Annotated in this window: 16 protein-coding genes; 9 read left to right on the top strand and 7 right to left on the bottom strand. The window is 54.0% G+C overall.

Going from position 1 to position 20,732, the window contains the following annotated elements; translation table 11 throughout:
- The first annotated feature begins 162 nt into the window (after positions 1–162).
- The gene (locus KTE_RS43335; protein WP_201393201.1) at positions 163–1,338 is read left to right on the top strand and encodes a peptidase S8; all 1,176 of its coding nucleotides are present in this window, start codon (positions 163–165) and stop codon (positions 1,336–1,338) included.
- A 347-nt stretch (positions 1,339–1,685) separates the two neighbouring features.
- Here the strand turns inward: KTE_RS43335 and KTE_RS43340 are convergent, their stop codons facing one another.
- From KTE_RS43340 to KTE_RS43350, 3 genes are all read right to left on the bottom strand, one after another.
- Positions 1,686–2,663 (bottom strand): ABC transporter permease, encoded by a 978-nt coding sequence (locus KTE_RS43340; RefSeq protein WP_201393203.1) that lies wholly within the window; start codon positions 2,661–2,663, stop codon positions 1,686–1,688.
- A 14-nt stretch (positions 2,664–2,677) separates the two neighbouring features.
- Positions 2,678–3,664, bottom strand: coding sequence for an ABC transporter permease (locus KTE_RS43345; RefSeq protein ID WP_007919456.1), 987 nt, complete (start codon positions 3,662–3,664; stop codon positions 2,678–2,680).
- A gap of 152 nt (positions 3,665–3,816) precedes the next feature.
- Positions 3,817–5,499 carry an ABC transporter substrate-binding protein gene (locus tag KTE_RS43350; protein ID WP_201393205.1) on the bottom strand — a complete coding sequence of 561 codons (1,683 nt, stop codon included), beginning with the start codon at positions 5,497–5,499 and terminating at the stop codon, positions 3,817–3,819.
- 349 nt (positions 5,500–5,848) lie between these two features.
- Here KTE_RS43350 and KTE_RS43355 point away from each other — a divergent pair, with 349 nt between their 5' ends.
- Entirely contained in the window at positions 5,849–6,928 is a 1,080-nt protein-coding gene (locus tag KTE_RS43355) for a LacI family DNA-binding transcriptional regulator (RefSeq protein ID WP_201393207.1), read from the top strand.
- A gap of 59 nt (positions 6,929–6,987) precedes the next feature.
- Positions 6,988–7,644: a nitroreductase family protein gene (locus KTE_RS43360; protein ID WP_201393209.1), complete on the top strand. Its 657-nt coding sequence runs from the start codon at positions 6,988–6,990 to the stop codon at positions 7,642–7,644.
- A gap of 53 nt (positions 7,645–7,697) precedes the next feature.
- Here the strand turns inward: KTE_RS43360 and KTE_RS43365 are convergent, their stop codons facing one another.
- Positions 7,698–8,342: a hypothetical protein gene (locus KTE_RS43365; protein WP_201393211.1), complete on the bottom strand. Its 645-nt coding sequence runs from the start codon at positions 8,340–8,342 to the stop codon at positions 7,698–7,700.
- 234 nt (positions 8,343–8,576) lie between these two features.
- Here KTE_RS43365 and cobT point away from each other — a divergent pair, with 234 nt between their 5' ends.
- Positions 8,577–9,635 carry a nicotinate-nucleotide--dimethylbenzimidazole phosphoribosyltransferase gene (gene cobT / locus KTE_RS43370; protein WP_374226888.1) on the top strand — a complete coding sequence of 353 codons (1,059 nt, stop codon included), beginning with the start codon at positions 8,577–8,579 and terminating at the stop codon, positions 9,633–9,635.
- Between the two features lie 181 nt (positions 9,636–9,816).
- Positions 9,817–11,658: a S8 family serine peptidase gene (locus KTE_RS43375; protein ID WP_201393215.1), complete on the top strand. Its 1,842-nt coding sequence runs from the start codon at positions 9,817–9,819 to the stop codon at positions 11,656–11,658.
- 113 nt (positions 11,659–11,771) lie between these two features.
- Here KTE_RS43375 and KTE_RS43380 read toward each other — a convergent pair whose 3' ends face one another.
- Both KTE_RS43380 and KTE_RS43385 read right to left on the bottom strand, forming a co-directional pair.
- A complete protein-coding gene (locus KTE_RS43380) occupies positions 11,772–12,446 on the bottom strand; it encodes a response regulator (protein WP_374226875.1) in 675 nt (224 codons plus the stop codon).
- Positions 12,406–13,701: a sensor histidine kinase gene (locus tag KTE_RS43385; RefSeq protein WP_201393219.1), complete on the bottom strand. Its 1,296-nt coding sequence runs from the start codon at positions 13,699–13,701 to the stop codon at positions 12,406–12,408. The genes KTE_RS43380 and KTE_RS43385 overlap by 41 nt, the downstream gene beginning before the upstream one ends.
- 316 nt (positions 13,702–14,017) lie before the next feature.
- Between KTE_RS43385 and KTE_RS43390 the strand changes: the two genes are divergently transcribed.
- From KTE_RS43390 to KTE_RS43405, 4 genes are all read left to right on the top strand, one after another.
- Complete coding sequence (locus tag KTE_RS43390; RefSeq protein ID WP_305068566.1) at positions 14,018–14,797, top strand: ABC transporter ATP-binding protein; 780 nt, start codon at positions 14,018–14,020, stop codon at positions 14,795–14,797.
- Positions 14,794–18,018, top strand: coding sequence for an ABC transporter permease (locus tag KTE_RS43395; protein ID WP_201393221.1), 3,225 nt, complete (start codon positions 14,794–14,796; stop codon positions 18,016–18,018). The genes KTE_RS43390 and KTE_RS43395 overlap by 4 nt, the downstream gene beginning before the upstream one ends.
- A gap of 112 nt (positions 18,019–18,130) precedes the next feature.
- Entirely contained in the window at positions 18,131–18,649 is a 519-nt protein-coding gene (locus KTE_RS43400) for a hypothetical protein (RefSeq protein WP_201393223.1), read from the top strand.
- 271 nt (positions 18,650–18,920) lie between these two features.
- Positions 18,921–19,796: a metallophosphoesterase gene (locus KTE_RS43405; protein WP_201393225.1), complete on the top strand. Its 876-nt coding sequence runs from the start codon at positions 18,921–18,923 to the stop codon at positions 19,794–19,796.
- 4 nt (positions 19,797–19,800) lie between these two features.
- On the opposite strand, the gene KTE_RS43410 is transcribed toward KTE_RS43405, so the two are convergent.
- Positions 19,801–20,637 (bottom strand): isocitrate lyase/phosphoenolpyruvate mutase family protein, encoded by an 837-nt coding sequence (locus tag KTE_RS43410; RefSeq protein WP_201393227.1) that lies wholly within the window; start codon positions 20,635–20,637, stop codon positions 19,801–19,803.
- Positions 20,638–20,732 lie beyond the last annotated feature (95 nt).

The raw sequence follows: 20,732 nt of genomic DNA on the forward strand, positions 1-20,732 counted from the left end.
ACCTCGCGGCTTTTATGTGCCATTTCTTCTAAAGAACCTCTTTAGCATTTTGTTTGTGCATTCTTCACGCGAAAAAGGACGTTTCGCAGGCAAGAAAAGTGCTCACCCACAATAGCGCTCTCTTGTCGAAAGAGGAATTCGCATTAGCGAAAGGAAGGCACATTGAAAAGGCTTATCAGTCTCCTCAGCATCGCAACCCTACTTTCCCTCATGCTGCTCAGCTTTAACTCTAATAACGTATTTGCTCAGCAGCACCCATCCAAGCTTCGCTTCCATAGTGTCTGTGGCATCAAAGTGGTTGACCTCGCGCAATGTAACGCCATCCAGATTGATGCCAGCACCAACGGCGTGAAGCCCAATGCTAGTAGTCCCTCCGGTTACAATCCTGCCGATCTTCAGTCAGCGTACAAACTGCCATCTGCCAGCGCGGGCAGCGGGCAAACCGTCGCCATCGTCGATGCTTACGACGATCCTAACGCAGAGTCAGACCTGGCCGTCTATCGCTCAAAGTTTGGTCTCCCCGCCTGTACCACAGCTAATGGCTGCTTCAGGAAGGTCAACCAAACTGGCGGAACCTCGTATCCTCGCGCCAATAGTGGCTGGGCTGAGGAGATCTCCCTCGACCTGGACATGGTCAGCGCTATCTGCCCCAACTGCCACATCCTGCTGGTCGAGGCCAAAAGCTCTTCATTCACCAACCTGGGCACAGCTGTAAACACAGCTATTAGCCTGGGCGCTAATACCGTCAGCAATAGCTACGGTGGCAGCGAGTCCAGCGGCGAATCGTCCTACGCCTCGTACTACAACCATCCCGGCCATATTATCACCGCCAGCTCTGGTGATAGCGGCTATGGTGCACAGGTTCCCGCAGCCTACAACACCGTTGTTGCGGTTGGTGGTACCTCGCTCAGCAAGAGCAGCAATAGCCGTGGCTGGGCTGAGACGGCCTGGAACGGCGCAGGCAGCGGATGCAGCGCCTACATCTCCAAGCCAAGCTGGCAGACCGATAGCGGCTGCTCCAGGCGCACCGTCGCCGATGTATCGGCGGTTGCCGATCCAAACACTGGCGTCTCCGTCTATGATACCTATCACGTTAGCGGCTGGCTCGTCTTCGGCGGTACCAGCGTTTCTTCGCCCATTATCGCTAGCGTTTATGCTCTGGCCGGCAACGCCAGCAGCGTCAACGCCGCTTCTTCTCTCTACAGTCATACCGGCAGTCTCTTTGATGTAACCAGTGGCAGCAATGGCAGTTGCGGCGGTTCCTACCTCTGCACAGCCGGTACCGGTTACGATGGGCCCACTGGCCTGGGTACACCCAATGGAACTGGAGCCTTCTAGCTTGTGATTTCTAGCTTGTGATTTCTAGTTTAGAAAAAAGCATTTCCTCTCTTTCAGGCCTTGCCGCGAGGTGGCAAGGCCTTTTCCTATGCTTATCTCTACGCTTTACCAAAGCATGCTATGCCTCTGCTAAAGACATCACATTCTCGGTAGGGACCAGCTTTAGCGTGTCCGAACGCCATTTATGGCAGTTCGGCATAAGCCGTTATTTTGCTGATATACATGGAATAGTTAACAGAGCATGTTCCTTGGAAACGTTTTTGGCTAGCGCCGAAGTGCGATTAATCGCCTTCGGACGCGCTAAAGCTGGTCCCTACCGAAATTTGTGCGTTCCCCCAGAAGTCGTGTTATGCCTGCTCAACTGGAATTTGTGCCTCATTGAGCTCGGGCGGCGTGGCAGGCCTCTTATCGTTCTCTAGCCTCTTCTGTTTTCTTTTGCCTCGCAGGCGTGGATTGGCGATCTCGTCAATGCCAAAGTTGATAAAGGTGAGGCCCGCACCCAGCAGGGCGATACAGAGGCCCGGCGGCAGAAACCACCACCATGCACCCAGTAACAGAGCATCGTTGTTCCCAGCCCAGTAGAGCATCGTTCCCCAGCTCACAGCCGTGATATCGCCCAGGCCCAGGAACTCCAGACCTGTCTCCGCAAGAATAGCGTAGATAATGGTACCCAGCAGTTGCGCGGCCACAATGGCGATCTCATTAGGCAAGATCTCATAAAAAATAATGCGCCAGTCGCTCTCACCACTGGCACGCGCTGATTCTATACACTCACGACTGCGCATCGAGAGCGTCTGAGCGCGCAGGACACGTGCCCCCCAGGACCAGCCGGTAACCGTGAGCACGATAACGATGGTCAATGGTCCTTTATAGGCAATAAAAGCCGCCAGCAGGATCGCCAGGGGCAGGGTAGGGAGCACGAGAAAGATATTCGTGATCATTGAGAGAATTTCATCTACCCAACCACCATAATAGCCTGAGGCCAGCCCAATCACGATAGAAATAAGCATGGTCATAACACCAATAGCTATGCCCATGAAGACGGAGATACGCGTCCCGACAATCACCTGTGCCAACACATCCTGTCCTGTCTGGGTTGTTCCCAGCCAGTGGGAGGCTGAAGGCGGTGCCAGGCGATCCGGGCTAAAGGCATTGGGATCCTGCGGCACAATGAGAGGTCCCACAATCGCCAGGAGTAAGAAGAAGCCCAACACAATCAGGCCAAAACTTACCTTGCGATTCTGCGTCAGTAGGCGCCAGAGGTCACTCAAGCGCAAGCTTCGAGCCGAGGGTCCGGCCGCTGTTTCACTCGTTGTTACCTGCATATACATTTCCCTCTCTAGCTTCTACTTATGCGCACACGTGGGTCGAGCACAACATAGAGCGCATCCGCCATGAGATTCGCCGCCAGCACGGCCACCGTAATTACCAGGAAAATTCCCTGCAAGAGCGCGTAATCCAGGTTATCCACCGCCTGCAAGATGGCAAAGCCAATCCCAGGATAGGAGAAGACAATCTCGGTCAAAAGCGAGCCGCTAACGACAAATCCCAGCGAGAGCGCAAAGGCAGTAATATTGGGTAAAATGGCGTTGCGGGCGGCATAGGAGAACATGACCCGCCAGGGCGAGAGACCTTTGGCCTCCGCCATCAGCACGTAGTCCTCGGCCAGCGTCGTAACCATGGCATTACGCATACCCAGCAGCCAGCCAGCTAGCGAGCCAATAATAATCGTCAAGGCAGGGAGAACGGCATACCAGGCCGCGCTCAGGATAAAATCGAGGTTCCAGCCTGGATCGGCTACGTCCGAGTCATAGCCGCCATGAATGGGAAACCAGTTCAGCTGAGAGCCAAGCACATAGAGCAGCACCAGTGCTAGCCAGAAATAGGGGATTGCCGAGATAAAAGTAAAGAAGGGCGAGAGTACCACATCCATCAGCGAGCCACGCCGCCAAACAACAATGATGCCCAGTAATGTGCCAATAACAAAGCTGATAACGAGGGCCGTCCCCACCAGAACCAGCGTCCAGGGCAACTCTTGCATGATTACCTCAGAGACTGGAGTTGGCAGGTAGGTAATGGACGTCCCTAGATTTCCATGCATCAGATTATTTATGTATTGTCCATACTGCGACCAGAGCGAGTCATGGTTGACGCCCAGAGAGATCTCCAATGCGTGCTGGGCCTGCGGCGACAACTTACCACGCATGCGTGACATCATAGCGCTGGCTGGATTGCCTGGCGAGAGATGTGGAATGAGAAAATTGAGCGTGACCGATGCCCACAGGGCCAGGATGTAGAAGATAATACGGCGAAGCATATGGCGCATGCCTGCCCCCTTCTAGATGAAAAAATCACCATACAAAAAGCCTTGTCACATGCAGAGAACACTACCAATAGGGGACCGGGCTGAGCGGCCATCAGCGACCCAACCCGGTATGTAAACGCTATGTTGATATAGCGTCCATAAGCTCGAAATGCCTACTCAACCGGGTGCAGGTTAAGCACAACATACTCGATATCTGGATAGGTGGCCGTGCCAGGGGCCGCATAGGGATGCTGCGCGTCAGGCCAGCCCGTGAACTTCTTAGTACTGTATTGATACCAGTACGGCTCATTGGTCAGGGGAATGCTGGGCAGTTGCTCGACCATGATCTTCTGCAAGGCCTGAATGGCCTGTTTCTGCGCGTTGGGATCGGTCGATGAGGCATATTGATCCAGCAATTTATCCGTATGGGGATCGTTCCAGCGCTCATAGTTCGAGGGTGCGGCCTGGCCATTGGGCGCGCTATTAGTGCTCCTGAGCAAACCATCAAAGATGTAGTAGGGGGTCGGGCCGGGATTGGTCCAGAGCATCGCCAGGTCATAGTTGCCCTTCTGCAAGGCATCGTAGTATGCATCAAAGGCGATGGTATTGACCGTCACCTTAATGCCGATAGCCTGCAAATTACTCGCTATAAGCTGACAATCAGTAATCCAATCGGTATAGCCGCTGACAACATTGAGGTTGAAGGTCAGCTTCTTCCCCTGTTTGTCGGCATATATGCCGTCTCCACCCTTGCTAAAGCCAGCGCTCTCCAATAGCTGTTGTGCCTTCGCGGCATCCACCGAAAAGGACAGCCCGCCATACTCAGGCGCCGTATAGTCTTTATTGGCGGGAAGGATCAGCGTCGGACTGGCGGCGGGTTCATAGCCACTCTCGCCAACCTTATTCAACTGGTCACGATTGATAGCATCGCTGATCGCCTGGCGCACCGGGAGCTGGTTGAAGGGGTACTTTGTGATGTTCATGAAGAGCATGACCACGTCACTGGAAGGGAACCAGTAATGATTATGCACTGGATCGAGCTTGATGTATGTTTTCTCAATATCGGGAATATAGAGGTTGGTCCAGTCGATCTCGCCCTTTTGAAGAGCCAGTTCAGCACTGGTATTGGAGTTATAAGCTGGAATCTTTAGTTCGCTTACCTCGGGTTTACCAGGTTTCCAGAACCTGGAATTCTTGCTCAGGGTCACCAACTGAGGCGTGAAGGATTTCAGCACAAAGGGACCGGTGCCAACGGGATTAGGATCGGCATACTGTGACGGATCTCCCTTCACAGCAGACCAGACATGCTTGGGTAGAATATAGGTCTGTCCACCTAGATACCAGATAATGGGATAGTAGGGTGCGTTCAAGGTCACCGTCACGGTGCTACTATCGGGCGCGACAACGTCTTTGAAGCGAGACGAGATACCACTGACATCAATCGAGGGGTTCTGCTTGATCAGATTGAGGGTAAATACGACATCATCGCTAGTAAAGGGCTGACCATCCGACCACTTTACATCTTTGCGCAGGTGGAAGGTAATGCTCGTAGCATCGCTGGCAAGGTCATAGCTCTGGGCCAGCCAGGGTTTAATGTCGCCATTGAGGCGATTAAAATACAACAACGTCTCATAGATCATACCCGGTGTGCCGCTGATCACGCTGGATGAGTAAGGGTTGAAATTCCGTGTGTAATCTCCGCCGGCATTCGCCAGCATCGTCAAGGATGTGCTTTTGTTGCTTTTGCTTGTGGTGCTACCACCACAAGCAACAAACAAGAGAGAGAGCAGCATGAGCAGAGAGAGGCATGCCATCGTGGTTCTGCTCTTGCGCGTCAGCAAATTAGTGTGTGCCACCAGACACCTCCTGAAGCGACTGAGAAATACGCTCAGCTAAACAGAGTAGACAAAACGCCAATGAACCTCTTGCGCTATATTAATGATGAAATAACTATGTATCATTTTTACGCTCTTGTCAATATTAACCCTTCTCAAATATAGTAATATACATAGCGCCGTGCTGCTTCCAAAGCCATTTTATTTAAAATACAAAATCTGCTACATTCACTTCCGCTATCCATAGTAAAAATATGTTTTGGGCTCAAATAGCAAAACACTATGTTCATACATTGACTTTAAGGTGAAATTTGCTTATCATACTTTCATGAACTTATTGCGCATCATTTTTGCCGGAAAGTAGGAGAATGTGACAAGCTCAGTAACCGCCAGGGATGTCGCTAAACTGGCTGAAGTTTCCGTGGGAACCGTATCACGGGTCTTCAACAACCACAGCAACGTCAGTGAAGAGATTCGGCAACGTGTCCTCAAGGTAGCGGCCGAACTGGGCTACTACCGGAACACGGGGGGACAGGCAATCTTACCGCGTACACAAAACAGGATATTGAAAGAGGTAGGCTTTCTCTATTGCTCAAGCATTGAGCCAACTCCTGCCACGATGGACCCCTACTGGGCGCCAATATTTCACGGCGTTGAAAGCGCTTCCCGGCCCTCAAATATTAAAATCACCTACCGCACCATCACCGATATTTACCTCAACCCGGCTCTGCTGACAACCGTTCTGTATGAGATGCGCCTGGGAGGTATCATCCTGGTTGGACAGGCCAATGCTCAGACCATCGCGGCCATTCATGCTACACATACACCGGTCGTCCAGGTGGACAACTATGTCGCGGACCTGCCCACACCAATTGATACGATCCTGCCCGATAATCTCCAGGGTGCCCGGCTGGCTATGGATCATCTCTTTGAACGGGGACACCAGCAGATCGCTTTTATTGGCGGTCCAACACTTCCCGGACCCGCGCCCGCACAACAGATTTACTCCATTCAACAACGCTGGATGTGCTACTGTATGGCCTTCCTCGACCGCAAGGTGCCCATCAACTTTGCTCTCGTGGAGGCTGGTAATCTTACGATGGAGGGAGGGTATGCGGCCTGCAAACGCTTACTCGAGCGTGAGGTTACCTTCAGCGCGATCTTCTGCGCAGATGATATTACGGCCATTGGCGCCATGAAAGCCCTGCGCGAGGCTGGCTGCCGGATACCAGGCGATGTCTCACTGATTGGCTTCGATGACATCGAGTTGGGACAACACGTCACCCCTGCTCTCACAACAATCCGCGTCGATACTACTACGATGGGAACTATCGCCCTACATACGTTAATCGAACGGGCAAATAATCCTGAGGCTCCCTATATAACCCGGCTGATAGGCACAGAACTGGTGATACGAGAATCGGTGGCTCCGCCTCAGCACTCACGCTGAACAATGTAGTATGCTATGCAAGAAGGATCCATTTTATTTCTCGTCAGAAGGAGTAGGACATGTCATTACTCGACCTCTCGCCCGACCAGCTACTCACCACCACGCGCTCAGTACGTAAGCGGCTCGACTTCTCACGCCCCGTTGAGCCAGAGATCCTGCAAGAATGCCTGGAGATCGCGCTCCAAGCACCAACTGGCAGCAATATGCAGTCCTGGCACTTCGTCATGGTGGATGACGCGCAGAAGAAGGCTGCCCTGGCCGAGCTTTATCGCCGCAGCTACAAGGACTACCGCCAGGCCACTGCTGCCACGTCAGGTACGGCCTTCGCTAATAATCCCGAGCGCGGTCGTGTGCAGGAGCGCGTCGGCAACTCGGCGGACTACCTGGCCGAGCATATGCACGAGGTTCCCGTCATGCTCATCCCCTGCTTCCGTGGCCGCACCGATAACCTGCCGAGTGGCATTCAGGCCAGTATCTGGGGCTCAATCCTGCCCGCCGCCTGGAGCTTTATGCTCGCCGCGCGCGCCCGTGGCCTGGGCAGCGCCTGGACCACCCTCCACCTTACCTATGAGAAAGAGGCCGCCGACATCCTCGATATCCCCTACAACAAAATCACGCAGGCCGCACTCTTACCCATCGCCTATACCCTCGGCACCGACTTTAAGCCCGCCCCCCGCGAGCCGCTAAGCAAAATCCTGCACTGGAACCAGTGGTAAGCTCTAGAATATGAGGGAAGAAGGAGCTCTCAGTACATAGGGGCTATATACCCCTATGTACTGAGAGCTCCTTCTTCCCTCATATTTAATCGTTCGTTGATTATCTTCGCTAGCGCGGTGATGGGCACACGCAGCATTTTGCCGCTGGTGGCTACTACATAGGCGCTTTTGGCTGGCGGGATGCGATAGCGTCTGTAAAGCTCTTCGACCTGGTAGCGCAATTCACATATCTGCTCCCAGCGGAGCGCGGCCTCTACCCTCTCGCGCCCCCTGAGCAAGAGAAAGCCCTCCGCGCAGATATAGGCTCGCTCCTGCTTGACCAGGAAATTAATCACATTCACCAGCAGAACACCTGCGCTCACAACAAGCAGCGCCCCCAGCACCAGCAGAAATATGTAGCTCCAGTGCGAGCGCGCCCATAACTCCAAATCAATCACACTTCCATCACGCTCAAAAACCGCGTCGAAGCGCCTAAATGGTCCCAGCACGTAGAGACTGCCCTGGTGGTCACCAAAATAGTAAAATAGCAATGGGCTGGTGTATAGGACAAGCTGATACCCGCCATAGAGAGCAGGCAACGCAAATAACAGGCTTAGAAGCGTTCGACGCACGCCTCCGCGCCGGAAGCAAAACTGAGGCGCACCCAGGCGATACTTCTCCGCCAGGCGATAGGCCTCCAATGGCAATGGTCGCACCACTATTGCCTCCTCAAAAAATAAAACACTGAATAAGCTCTTGTGTACAAGACACTATAACATGAAATGGGGTATGTGTGGTGGTCTGGCTGCACCAGACCACCACACATACCTTACTCGGTAACACTGTAGGCGCGAAAATCCCTCTGGGAAGGATTTCGTTCTCCTTTGTGCGGTATAATAACAGACATCTATTTTGTACTTATGAGATATATACGAGAGGATTTTTCTATGTCTATAGAGCAGATTCAAGAGCGGCTCGCGTTGGTGCAGCCACTCGATAAAGAGGCCATGCAACAGGCTGCGCAGCACCAGCAACAGCTTACTAAGCCAGCGGGGAGCCTTGGTCGCCTCGAAGAGATCGCCGTGCGCCTGGCTGGCATTCAGGGTACACCTCTACCACACATCCAGCAGAAGAGCGTGATCGTGATGGCAGGCGACCACGGGGTAACGCGTGAGGGCGTCAGCGCCTATCCCGCCGAGGTGACGCCTCAGATGGTACTCAACTTTCTCGCTGGGGGCGCGGCCATCAATGCCCTGGCGCGCCAGGCCCAGGCCGAGGTCGTCATTGTCGATATCGGCGTGGCCGCTCCCCTGACACATCCTCAACTTATTTCGCGCAAGGTAGCCCCGGGCAGTGCCAATATGGCCGAGGGGCCTGCCCTGACCCGTGAGCAACTATTTGAGGCCTTTCAGGTAGGCTTTGAGGTCCTGGATGCCACCGCTGAGAAGGGTTGCGATCTCATCGCGATTGGCGAGATGGGTATCGGTAATACTACCGCCGCCAGTGCTATCAGTGCCACGCTCCTGCGCCAGCCTGTTGATACCCTCACCGGTCATGGCACTGGTATCAGCGCCGAACAGCGCCAGCACAAGGTTCGCGTGCTCGAGCGCGCGCTTGAACTTAACCAGCCTGATCCCAACGATGCTCTGGATGTTCTGGCTAAGGTTGGCGGCCTGGAGATCGCGGGCCTTACCGGCGTTATTATTGCCGCCGCCGCGCGCCGCATTCCCGTCTTGATCGATGGCTTTATCTCTAGCTCGGCCGCTCTTGCCGCCTGCGCGCTCAATCCCGCTATCCGCAACTATCTTTTTGCCGGTCACACCTCGGTTGAACCCGGCCACCGCCTGATCCTTGAGTATCTTCAGCTTCAACCCCTCCTCAATCTAAATATGCGCCTCGGCGAGGGCACGGGCGCGGTGCTCGCCATGCACATCCTCGAGGCCGCGCTCCACACCCATAACGAGATGGCCACCTTCGCCCAGGCCGGCGTCTCCGAAAAAGAAGAGGGATAAGATATTGGTATAGTTGGCGGACAACTGCCCGCCAACTATACCAATATCTTATCCGTGTATTTAAAATGTATAAAGTATTGTGAAACGCAACTATTTCACAACCAGACTGTAACTTCAAGCTATTGCCTGAATAGCACCTTTCGCCAATAATGGGGAGCAATTGGACGAAAGGATCAAAGTAATGCGTATTTTTCGGCATCGCCTGACTCTCCCGGCACTCGTAGCCCTACTTGTGTTCGGAGTGGTCATCGTGTTCGCACCAACCTTTATCTCCCGCGCGGAGTTCCGCCAGAGTGAGGATAATTATATCGTCGTCTTCCAACCCAAACTTCGTATTGATACCCGACAGCTTCTCAATCATGGCCATAAAATTCTGCGTGACCTGAGCAAGGCGAATATGCTGGTTGTACGCTCAAGTAACCGGGATGACCTGGCCACGCTACCCGGAGTAAAGAGCATCGCTCGCGACACCTTTACTCTGGCCATGCCAGACGAGAAACCCACCACCTTTACGCGTAACGAGTCTCTATCTAGCACTGACAGCTCAACTACCTCTCAAGGGTGCGCGACCACACAGAAAGCCTGCCCCCTCCAGTGGGACCTGGCCCTCATGAATATTCCCCAGGCCTGGCAGAAAACACAGGGCTCAGCCAAAGTGCGTGTCGCCAATCTCGACACAGGCCTGCTCTCAACTCACGAGGCCGTAGGCATGAACTATGACCGCGATCATAGCCGCTCCTTTGTTGAGGCCTCTTCCTCTTGTAACAAGACCGATGATCCCAGCAGCCTGGAAGACTTCGACGGACACGGTACCTGGACCGCCACACATATCGCGGGCAAGGATGGTCCCCAGATCAGCGGTATTGCTCCTAACACGACGCTTATCAACGTTCGTGTGCTTAACGCCTGCGGCAGCGGCGCGTTAAGCTGGTTGCTCGATGGCATGTATTACGCTAATAGCGTCGGCGCCCAGATCATCAATATGTCGATGGGAACCTACATCTGCGCCGATGGCGTTATCCCCGGCTCCGCTCGCTGTGGCAACCAGGAAGACGTCGGCAACGATGAGGCCACCTGGGATGCCTTCGCACGCATGGTTGACTATCTCAAGCAGAACGGTACCACCGTCATTGCCGCCGCTGGTAATGATCACGTCCAGCTCGACCAGAATGGGCGCGTTATCAGCGCTGGCAGTCTCCCCAGTGGTGATAGTGGGACCGCTGCCGACCTGCGTGGCACACGCCTGGTTCCTGGGGGCGTTCCAGGGGTCGTGGCTGTGAGCGCAGTCAATCGTGCCACAGGGTCTGGCGATACCAGCACGACCAAATACGGTCAGTATGGCTCCTCAAAACGTGAACAGCTTGCCTACTACAGCAACTATGGACCTCGCATCGACCTCTCGGCTCCCGGTGGGGCGCGCAACTACAATGTTCCCGCGAGCGATTGCATCTCCAAAGAGTGCAGCCGCCTGGAGGCCAGTTCCTCGCTTATTGGTGCCAGCGACAACTCTGGCGTCTTCGGCGCCTATGGAACCGATAGCAATGGGCAGAGCTGTAATAACTGCTATGCCTACCTGCAAGGAACCTCAACCGCCGCACCCCAGGTGGCTGGTGTAGCTGCGCTGGCCCTGGCGGCCCATCCCGATATGACGCCTACCGAGCTGGTCTCATGGTTACATCAATCGGTGAGCAAGTTCACCGATCCTAACGCGACTCCGCCTCTACCTACAGATACTAATAGCGCTTACTACAACGCGACCCTGGACTACAAGGCCTCGCCCATCTCCAACAACGAAATGGGGACCGGTATCATCGACGCCGCCAGCGCCGTCAATACCAGCGATCAATACCAGCCCCAATATCAGCCTCAGAACCAGGGCCAGGGTCAATCGCAAAACCAATCCACCAATCAACAGCAGCAGAACCAGGCACCAGATCAGGGGCAGGACACACCTTCTTCGCCCCCGCCAGCAACGCTGCCCCAGGGCCAACTGCCGAACACACCCCAGTCCCAGTTTCCGTGACGAAGGTATCATTGGCCCGACGCTACTAAAGTACGCGTCTACATATTATGCGCATAATATGTAGACGCGTACTTTAGTAGCGTCACCCCACCATATCATGCCTGCAGTTGTTCTCAGAGCAAGCCGCGTTCAAGTGCGCTGGCAACTGCCGAGGCACGGGAGTCAACATTCAACTTGGTATAGATGTTGGTGAGATGCGCTTTCACTGTGCGTTCAGAAACGCCTAAGTGTTGGGCAATTTCTTTGCTGCGTTCACCGCGGGCAACCGCGATGAGAATGGCTCGTTCACGTTCCGTCAGTTCCACAGTGGAATTACCTGAAGGAGCCCATGGAGAAGATTTTGGCTCCGAACGATAGGTCTGAGCAAGGATACGTGCCATGATTTCTGGTTGAAGGAGAAACTCTCCCCGTGCCGCCGTACGAATGGCATGAAAAAGGGTTTCTGCGCTCGTTTCCTTGAGTAAATAGCCACAGGCGCCGGCCTGGAGGCCACGCAATAGTGCTTCGTCATCAGTATAGGTAGTGAGGATGACTACCGCCACATGAGGCCAGGAGCAGTGAATCTGCTCGATCGCTTCCAACCCATCCATTCCTGGCATACGGATATCCATCAAGACCACGTCTGGCTGCAATTCGTCGGTGAGGCGGATGGCCTCTTTCCCATCCACTGCTTCACCGACCAGAACAAAACCCTCTCCCATCTCCTCTAAGAGCAGGCGCAGGCCCTTGCGCACTACCAGGTGATCGTCAGCTACCAGGATACGCAGCGGTTTGTCTGTCATCTCCATGTGTTACTCCTCCGTCGAAATCCAGGCGTAACAAGAGGGTGGTGCCCTGCCCTAACGCACTCTGAATGTCAAGCTGCCCTCCAACAAGCCCTGCCTGTTCGCGTAAGCCAAGCAATCCATAGTGACCAGTCCCGCTGTTGCCGTGACCAGGTGTAAGCAGCAGAGTCTCCGGATCAAAGCCCCGACCATCATCACGCACCATGAAGATGTAGTGAGCTTTTTCTCGCCTTACTTCGATCCACACTTGCTGTGCATGCGCATGACGGGCAATGTTCTGGAGTCCTTCCATGATGAAGCGTGAGACAGGTTCAGCAAACACTGGGGGTAAGGCAGCAAAGTCTCTCAGGTTCGCCTGGCAGACTATACCTGTGGTGTTGGTAAGGCGGCGCATCTCCTCTTGCATACGCTCGACCAGCCTCCCTTCAGCACTCCTTTCCTCACGCAGATCATCAATGGCTTGTCGTGCGCTGATCAGCGTTGAGCGAGCCCCAGAGAGAGCTTCCTGAACAAGTTCCTGTCCACGTTCGACTCGGTTTCGCTGGAGATGTGAGTTGACTACTTCGAGTTGCATGACCAGTCCAGCAAGTCCCTGGGCCAGCGTGTCGTGTAAATCTCGTGCCAGGCGCTGGCGTTCCGTAACGCGCGTCAATTCTTCAATCTGGGTCGAGGCGACCTGGAGGTGCTGGTGAGAGCGAGCCAGTTGCCTATAGAGCAGCAAATAGCCAGTAAGGAACAGTAATTGGGCCAGGTACACTGGGATGTTCTGGAGCAAGTCGATCCACAGCCATTTCATTCCTGGGCCCAGAGTGATTCGTTGCGCAGCCAGCATTCCCATGCTAAGAAGGAGATAACTCCCCAGAGCAAGCGGCAGCACCTGAGCAGAAGAAAGCCTGGGAAGCGTGATGATTTCCAGCGCGAGAGCCAGGGCCAAACTGAGTGTGAGTGGCTCCTGCTGGGCCAGCAGATACACAGCAAAGATGAGGATGATCTGTGCGAGCATACACGCGAACAGGGGGTGCCGAGTCAGTTTGCCTGAAAGACTAAACCAGAGCGTGGCTCCAAGCAATAGCAGCAGGAGAGTGAATGTGGTCGTCCCTGGAACATCGAACGCAGAAAAATTGAGGGAGAACTGGCAGCTTTGATCGGACGTCACACACACAGGTAGCACGAACCGGTTCAACTCCTCCAGCCCCCAGAGATACACGATACCTATCCAAACGAGCAAGAGAGCGCGAAGTGGCGATGATACAGGCATGCACTGCTCCTTCCCACTGCGGGAAACACTCTTGAACGTCCTTCCCTCGAAGGATACCTGTTGATTATCGCAAGTATAACATACTCAGCCGCCGGAAGAGAGCGTCCGTTCAGACACGACCCGAACGGGCAGAAACTCCTTTTCTTTCTGCCCTTTTGGGCAGATCGCGCAGCTTCCCGAAAAACAGCTGCTGCCTGCCCAAACGCACGATGTGGAGATCAATGGCAAGAGGGTATGGTGATGGCAAGAAGCAAGAAGTTCGTAGGCAATGTTTCTCGTCTTCTCACAACAAAGGATAGGATTAGGAGTGGGCAAAATGGAAACATCTCACCAGGTGGCATCACCACACATAGTTTCCAGCAAGGCACTGATTGAGGCAAGCAGCGTTTCGAAGGAGTATTGTCTCGGCGAAACCACAGTCCAGGCACTACGCGATATTACCCTGCGCATTGAGCCTGGAGAAGTGGTGGCAATCATGGGTCCCAGCGGCTGTGGAAAGACCACCTTGCTCAATTGTCTGAGCGGGTTGGACAGCATTTCCTCCGGCACAGTCAGGATTGCAGGCCGGGATCTGCGTGGTCTCTCGGATCGCGAACTGACGGCCTTCCGCGCACGCGAGATGGGCTTTATCTTCCAGGCATATAACTTGCTTCCGGTGTTAAACGGAGTTGAAAATGTCGAGTTGCCCATGCTAGTGAGCGGCATCTCCGCGCACGAGGCACGTAAGCGGGCGTGGACAAGTATTGAGCGTGTGGGCATGCGTGATCGCGCCCATCATCGTCCAGCAGAGTTGAGCGGAGGGCAGCGCCAGCGCTTCGCCATTGCGCGCGCCCTGGCAACACATCCCTCATTGGTCTGGGCAGATGAACCAACAGGGGCGCTTGATAGTCAGACGAGCCAGGAGATTCTTGACCTGATGTTACATCTAAACCGGGAAGAGGGTTTGACCTTTGTCTGGGTCACACATGCGCCAGATATTGCCCAACAAGCCGGGCGTCTAATCACGATGCGCGATGGGCTAATCGAAACGGATCAACCCGTGGACGCCCATCTGAGGAATGGAGAGGCCACTGGCAGAAAGCAGGTGCAGCTATGAACATGCTCTTTTCTGGTCTTGCCCCTGATGCTATAGCCCTGGCGCTCCTCCTGGCAACATCCGGATGCCTCCTGCTGGTCGTGGGACTGAGCCGCCCAGTGTTTTTACGCATGAGCCTGCGCAACATGGTCCGCCGTCCCAGCCAGAGTGTGATTCTGTTGTGTGGACTGATACTCTCTACCATCTTTATTACGGCCTCGTTGGGCCTCTCCGATAGCTTTACCGGCTCAGAGAAAACGTATCGCCTGGCACAACTGGGACAGGTCGACGAAGCGGTGAGCGGCCAGTTCTCCGTTGACCAGTTTGCGACATCCAGCGCCCGTCTCAAGCAGCAACCAGGGGTCCGGGCGACTGCTGGTGTTCTGCTCCTCCGGCACGGTACAGATGTGACGAATGAGCGAACCTTGCGCACCCAGACCCGTCTGGATGTCTACGGTCTGCCACCTGCCTTCGATCAGGTCTACGGACCAGTAACCGATACACACGGAAACGTCGTTCATTTCGCGGACCTACGGGCTAATGAAATCATGGTGAGTGCCACGGTGGCAAAAATCATGGATGTGCGCCCTGGGGATACTTTAAGCATCCAAACAGAAATCGGCAAGCTTTCTAGCAAGGTCAGCCATATTCTCTCAACAGATATCGTTGTGACCTCGGGTGAGCTGCTGAGTAATGCTCCCTTTCCTGAAATCCTGCTTCCTCTGGCCACATTTCAACAAATGTACGAACAGGGATTACATCATTCCATCGCGCCCAATGTGCTCTGTATCAGTAACACGACTCAGGGATCGAGCCAGGCTATTCTGAACCTTTTGCAGCAGATCTTTCAGGTCGCCCCTCTTGATCCCCGCATCCATATTCCGGGAACGACACAATTTGATACCACACAAATTCACCCGTTACACTCAGCAATCGTAGGAGCACTGAATGAAGTGCCTTTCACCTCTGGTCTCGCACTCGACAATTCGCCTGCGGGCCGGGAATACATGCTGCTTCTCCCCGCTTTTACCTGGCTACTCATTGGCGCTGGAATGGTTTTCCTGGTCCTGCTTTGCCTACTACTCGCCACTGAACGCAGGAGCGAGTTGGGAATCAGTAGAGCGCTTGGTTTGCAAAGGCAACATCTGATCCAGCTCTTTCTCATGGAGGCGTGCGGATATGGTGTGCTGGCCGCACTGCTTGGTGTGCCACTGGGTTGGGGGACTGTGGCGTTAGAATTGTGGGCACTGGAACAACTGCCGACAGTCAATTTGGGGCCAGATGTCATCGCTTCCAGTGCCTTCCATGTGCCGCTTTATCTCCAGGTAAGCTGGCAAAGCCTGCTCAGCGCTGGCTGTCTGAGCGTGATCGCAACAGCAGGCGTCGCGGGTCTGGCCGCTTTTTGGATCAGCCGGCTGAATATTGTCGCGGCAATCCGTAATCTGGATGACCCTGTGGTCGTCCATTCCTCACTCTCTGGCAGGCTTCCCGTGCTCTGGCAGCAATCGCGCGATGCCTCTAGTCAGCCTCACCCAGAAAAGTTGGCTCGGCGCTTCACGCACTCTCTTGAGAGAGTGGGGGAGCTCTTCTGGGGAGCATTTCAGCGTGGTCCTCTCTGCTTGCTTTGTGGCCTTATGTTACTCATGTCTGGTCCGGTGTGGATGTATGAGGCAGGGATCGTTTTACTTTTTACAAGTGGCGGTCTTCTCGTGGCCTGGGCAGGTCAGAGCTTAAGGAGTGGACAATTGTTGCGAGCACTCTCCCAACGACTAGGATGGAGTTGGATAGGAGTGAGCTGGATGGTATACGGGATGCAGGTGGGCAGCAATGCGCTGTTCTCAGCTCTGGCCTCATTGCCGAATACCACATTTGACAACACGACCGTAGGGCTGGAACCGATCCTCCTGAGTCTTCTGTTACAGATCGGGGGCTGTGTGGTCGTGGTGATGACTAATCTGGATCTTATGGCAGCCTTGCTCTCTTTCCTGTTGAGACGCTCGCGCAGCCTCGCCCCTCTCAGTCGCATGTGTGTGGCATATCCATTAACCTTTCGTTTTCGTGCCCGGATCACTGTCACCCTCTTAAGCAGCATCATCTTCCTCATCATGCTGCTCCTGACGAACAATCTAGGACAAGCGCAACAGGGGCAGGTACAAGTAACCAGCGGGAATTTCCAGTTGGAAGTCAAGCTGACGCCGGATGAACAGCAGCAGTTGGGGGCACCCATCCAACAATTGCCCAGCACGCTCCCGCAAGATATCGCTACAGTCTCCCAGATGCATCCGCTCTACGATCCTGTCAATCAGGATGGCTCAGCACCTCAACCAGTCCGAATCTCACTGCCAGGGCAGTCAGTACAACAGACTGGCACTGCGCCCTTAGGCGGCCCGCTTGTAGCCGATGATACTTTCTTAGCGACATCCACCATACCCATGTTTGCCAGCGCCCAGGGATATACCTCTGCCAGGCAGGTCTGGGATGCTGTCAAAAATCATCCAGGAAATGCCGTAATGCGCTACGATAGTAGTCTGAGAGGCTTGCCAACCTCCAATGGATTTACGCCCTTTACCATAGAGGTTCCAGAGAGCTCGGCGCGCTCGGCTCCCTATCATCGCCTGACGATCATTGGGCTACTCCCTGCCAATGTCCACTGGTCGAATATCCTCCTCTCAACCGGAACGGCACATCAAATCACACCGCAACTATCTTCTTTCGTCACATACTATTACCTCAGATTACAACCAGGGGTACAAGCAGGTCAGGCGACGAGCCATCTGGAGCAAGTGCTTCACACTGCTCGTTATGGTATTCAATTTGTCTCGCTTGATGCCGCCGATGCAAACGCGCTGACAGCGGATCTAACGCTGTTCCTGATAGGCTACCTGGCCAGCGGGCTGCTCTTCGGAGCGCTCTCTATCAGCGTCATTGTTAGCCGAACAGTGGTTGAACGCCGCCAACAGATTGGCATATTGCGTGCCCTGGGCTTCACACGCGCGCGCATTCTCAGCTTATTCGTCGTCGAGTCAAGTTTTATCATTACCGTTAGTCTGGCAACCGGAACTGGTCTGGCCTTATGGCTCACTGCTCACATTGCTCGCCAACTATATCAGGACTTCCCTTTCCCTGTGGAAGCAGTCGCTCTGATCTTCTTGGGGAGCTACCTTATCACCGTCGTCTGTAGCGCACTCCCGGCGCGCCGGGCCTCGCGCATTCCTCCAGCTGAGGCGTTGCGCTACGAATAGGAAGCAGCACCAGGTGAATAAGAGGCCTATCAAGTCGAAGAGAAAGGGTCCGTTCCTCAGTTTTCAAATAATAAATGCCTATACGAATTAAGACAGTGAAAGGCAAACAAACATGGGACATCTGAAATACAAGACAGAGCACGTACAAAATCAACCCAAGCCTCAACTAGAGAGAAGGCGTTCGCTTCTGGTAGTACTGCTGGGAGGTTTCTTGCTCCTGGTAGGGGGCACCATCCTCCTCTGGCAGGTTATAGCATCGCAAGCCTCTCCTTCTCAGACGAGCGTAGTTTCGACGCCTACTGCTGAACCTACAAAATCGGGGCCAGGCGATCCTCAGGCGTATTACGATGCAGTGGAACAGTATGTGTCCCAGGAGTTGCATATGAGCAAGGCGCAAATCAAAACGAAGCTGCTAGCAGGTGTTCAGCTCATTGCGCTGGCAGAGCAACAGGGCATTTCTGCTACACAATTGCGCACGATTTTGCTTGAAGCTGAACAGAGGGGCCATGATGTCCTGGTACATGGAGGATATCTCACCCAGCAGCAATCAGACGCCGGGATGCAAGATCTCCGCAGTCGGAATCTGCAGACCCTGGCAACGAGTATCAAATACGATTTTCTCGATCATTAAGGCAGGTATCCTCAACCTGACATTTCGCCAGGTTGAGGACAAGAGCCAGAAAAAGACATGTATCTTCCATCTTCCGAGGCAACCCGGATGCTCGCATTTGATGAGCTTTATCAGTGGATGTATCACCTGGCATTATGCCAAACTTACTATACAGCCTGCTAGACACACATAGCTGTGGTAGAATACAAGAGAAATAGAGATTTAAGCATTATCTAACTGCATAAGACCTCTCATCAATACCCCTAATTTATGTAAAGCGAGTTTATTGCATATGCATAAACGTCAATTTCTCAAAGTAGCTGGCGGGACTGTCGCTGGCACTGTCCTTCTCGGGACGGGCACCTCCTTCTACAGCACGCATATTGAACCAGCAAATATAGATTGTACTCAACTCTCACTCCGCTTACCACGCCTATCTCCCGCCTTCCATGGCTATCGCATTGCTCAGCTCAGCGACATTCACATCGACGATACCTGGATGGATTTTAAGCGTCTGAGCGATATCGTCAAACAGGTGAACGCGCAACATCCTGATCTGATAGTGATCACTGGCGATTTTGTCACGCGCTACTATCCCTGGGCGGCGCGTCCCCTGGCGGCTTTAGGAGACCTCCATGCCCGTGACGGCGTCTTCTCCATCTATGGCAACCATGATGCCTGGAGTGGCACAGACTGGCTTGGCGCTCTCATCAAACCGCTTGGCATCAACGATCTCACCAACGAGTTTCACACTATCAAGCGCGAGAATGGCGCGATGCTGCATATCGTTGGCATCGAGGATCTCTGGCCAGATCCCTCATACATCAACTCGGTCTGGGAGTACAGCGATACCATCGCAGGCCTGGTCAAGCGCCTTCCTTCGGAAGGGTCCGCCATCCTACTCGCGCATGAGCCGGACTTTGCCGATGTCGCCACGAAAACGGAACGCTTCGATCTCCAGCTCTCCGGCCATACCCATGGTGGGCAGGTGCGTATTCCTCTTGTCGGCACTCCCAGAACGCCGCCCCTGGGACACAAGTACGTCTCCGGTCTCTACTCGGTTGGCTCCATGCTCCAGTACACCAATCGCGGCCTGGGCATGGTCAAGCCCCAGGTACGCTTCGACTGCCGCCCCGAGATCACAATCATCGAGTGCCAGGCCTTGTAGCGATTTAGGAGAAAAGCGTCTTGAACTCCGTGCCTGAGAGAGCCTCCGCATGCAGGCTCTCATAGGTGCCATGCTCAAGCAACTCACGAGCAATTGTGCGCATATGCCCGAGTATTGAAAGCATCAACCTTCCGGCAAGGCTGACGCGGGCAACTCCGAGTTGCGCAAGCACTGGAAGTGGGAGGTCAGGAGAGCTACCAAGAATGTTGATGGGCCCATCGATGGCCCCGACAAGATCAGCAATCGTGGAGCGCTCAAGAAAGCCAATAGGATAGACACAATCGGCACCCGCTTGCAGATAGGCATTAGCTCTCTGAACGGCATGCTCAAAGCGGCTCTCTGGCTCACCAATAGCGAGTAAGAACACATCGACACGCGCATTGATGACGAAGGGCACGCCCAGTGAGTTCGCTAATTCACGCAGTGCCTGTATCAATTCAACCTGGTAGGTAATATCGGCCAGCGTGTTTTCCTGGTGCTTGAGCGAATCTTCGATATTGATACCTACAACGCCAGTCTCAATCACCGCTTTGACGGTTTGCAGTACCTCGTCAATGGAGTTTCCATACCCCGCCTCGATATCCGCTGTAACTGGGCAATCGACCACACGTGTGATCCGCGCAAGCGCTTCTATCAGCATGCCTCGGCTAATGTGCTGACCATCACTATAGCCCAGGGCAGTGGCAACTCCAGAGCTAGTGGTGGCAATAGCAGGGAAACCTGCCTGCTCGATAATTCGCGCACTCGCAGCATCCCAGACGTTTGGCAAGACCAGCAAAGGCGCATCGTGATGCAACTGGCGAAATTGCGTCGCTCTCTCTTGTTGTTTCTGATAATTCATAGATAGAACTCCCTCTATGCTATCGCACAATATTACAGGCTCTTTTCTCATCACTGTAGAGTAATATTGGCCTTAATACAAGGGCCGATTTTCAT

Source organism: Ktedonobacter sp. SOSP1-85 (genome assembly GCF_016587415.1).
Lineage (GTDB): Bacteria > Chloroflexota > Ktedonobacteria > Ktedonobacterales > Ktedonobacteraceae > Ktedonobacter.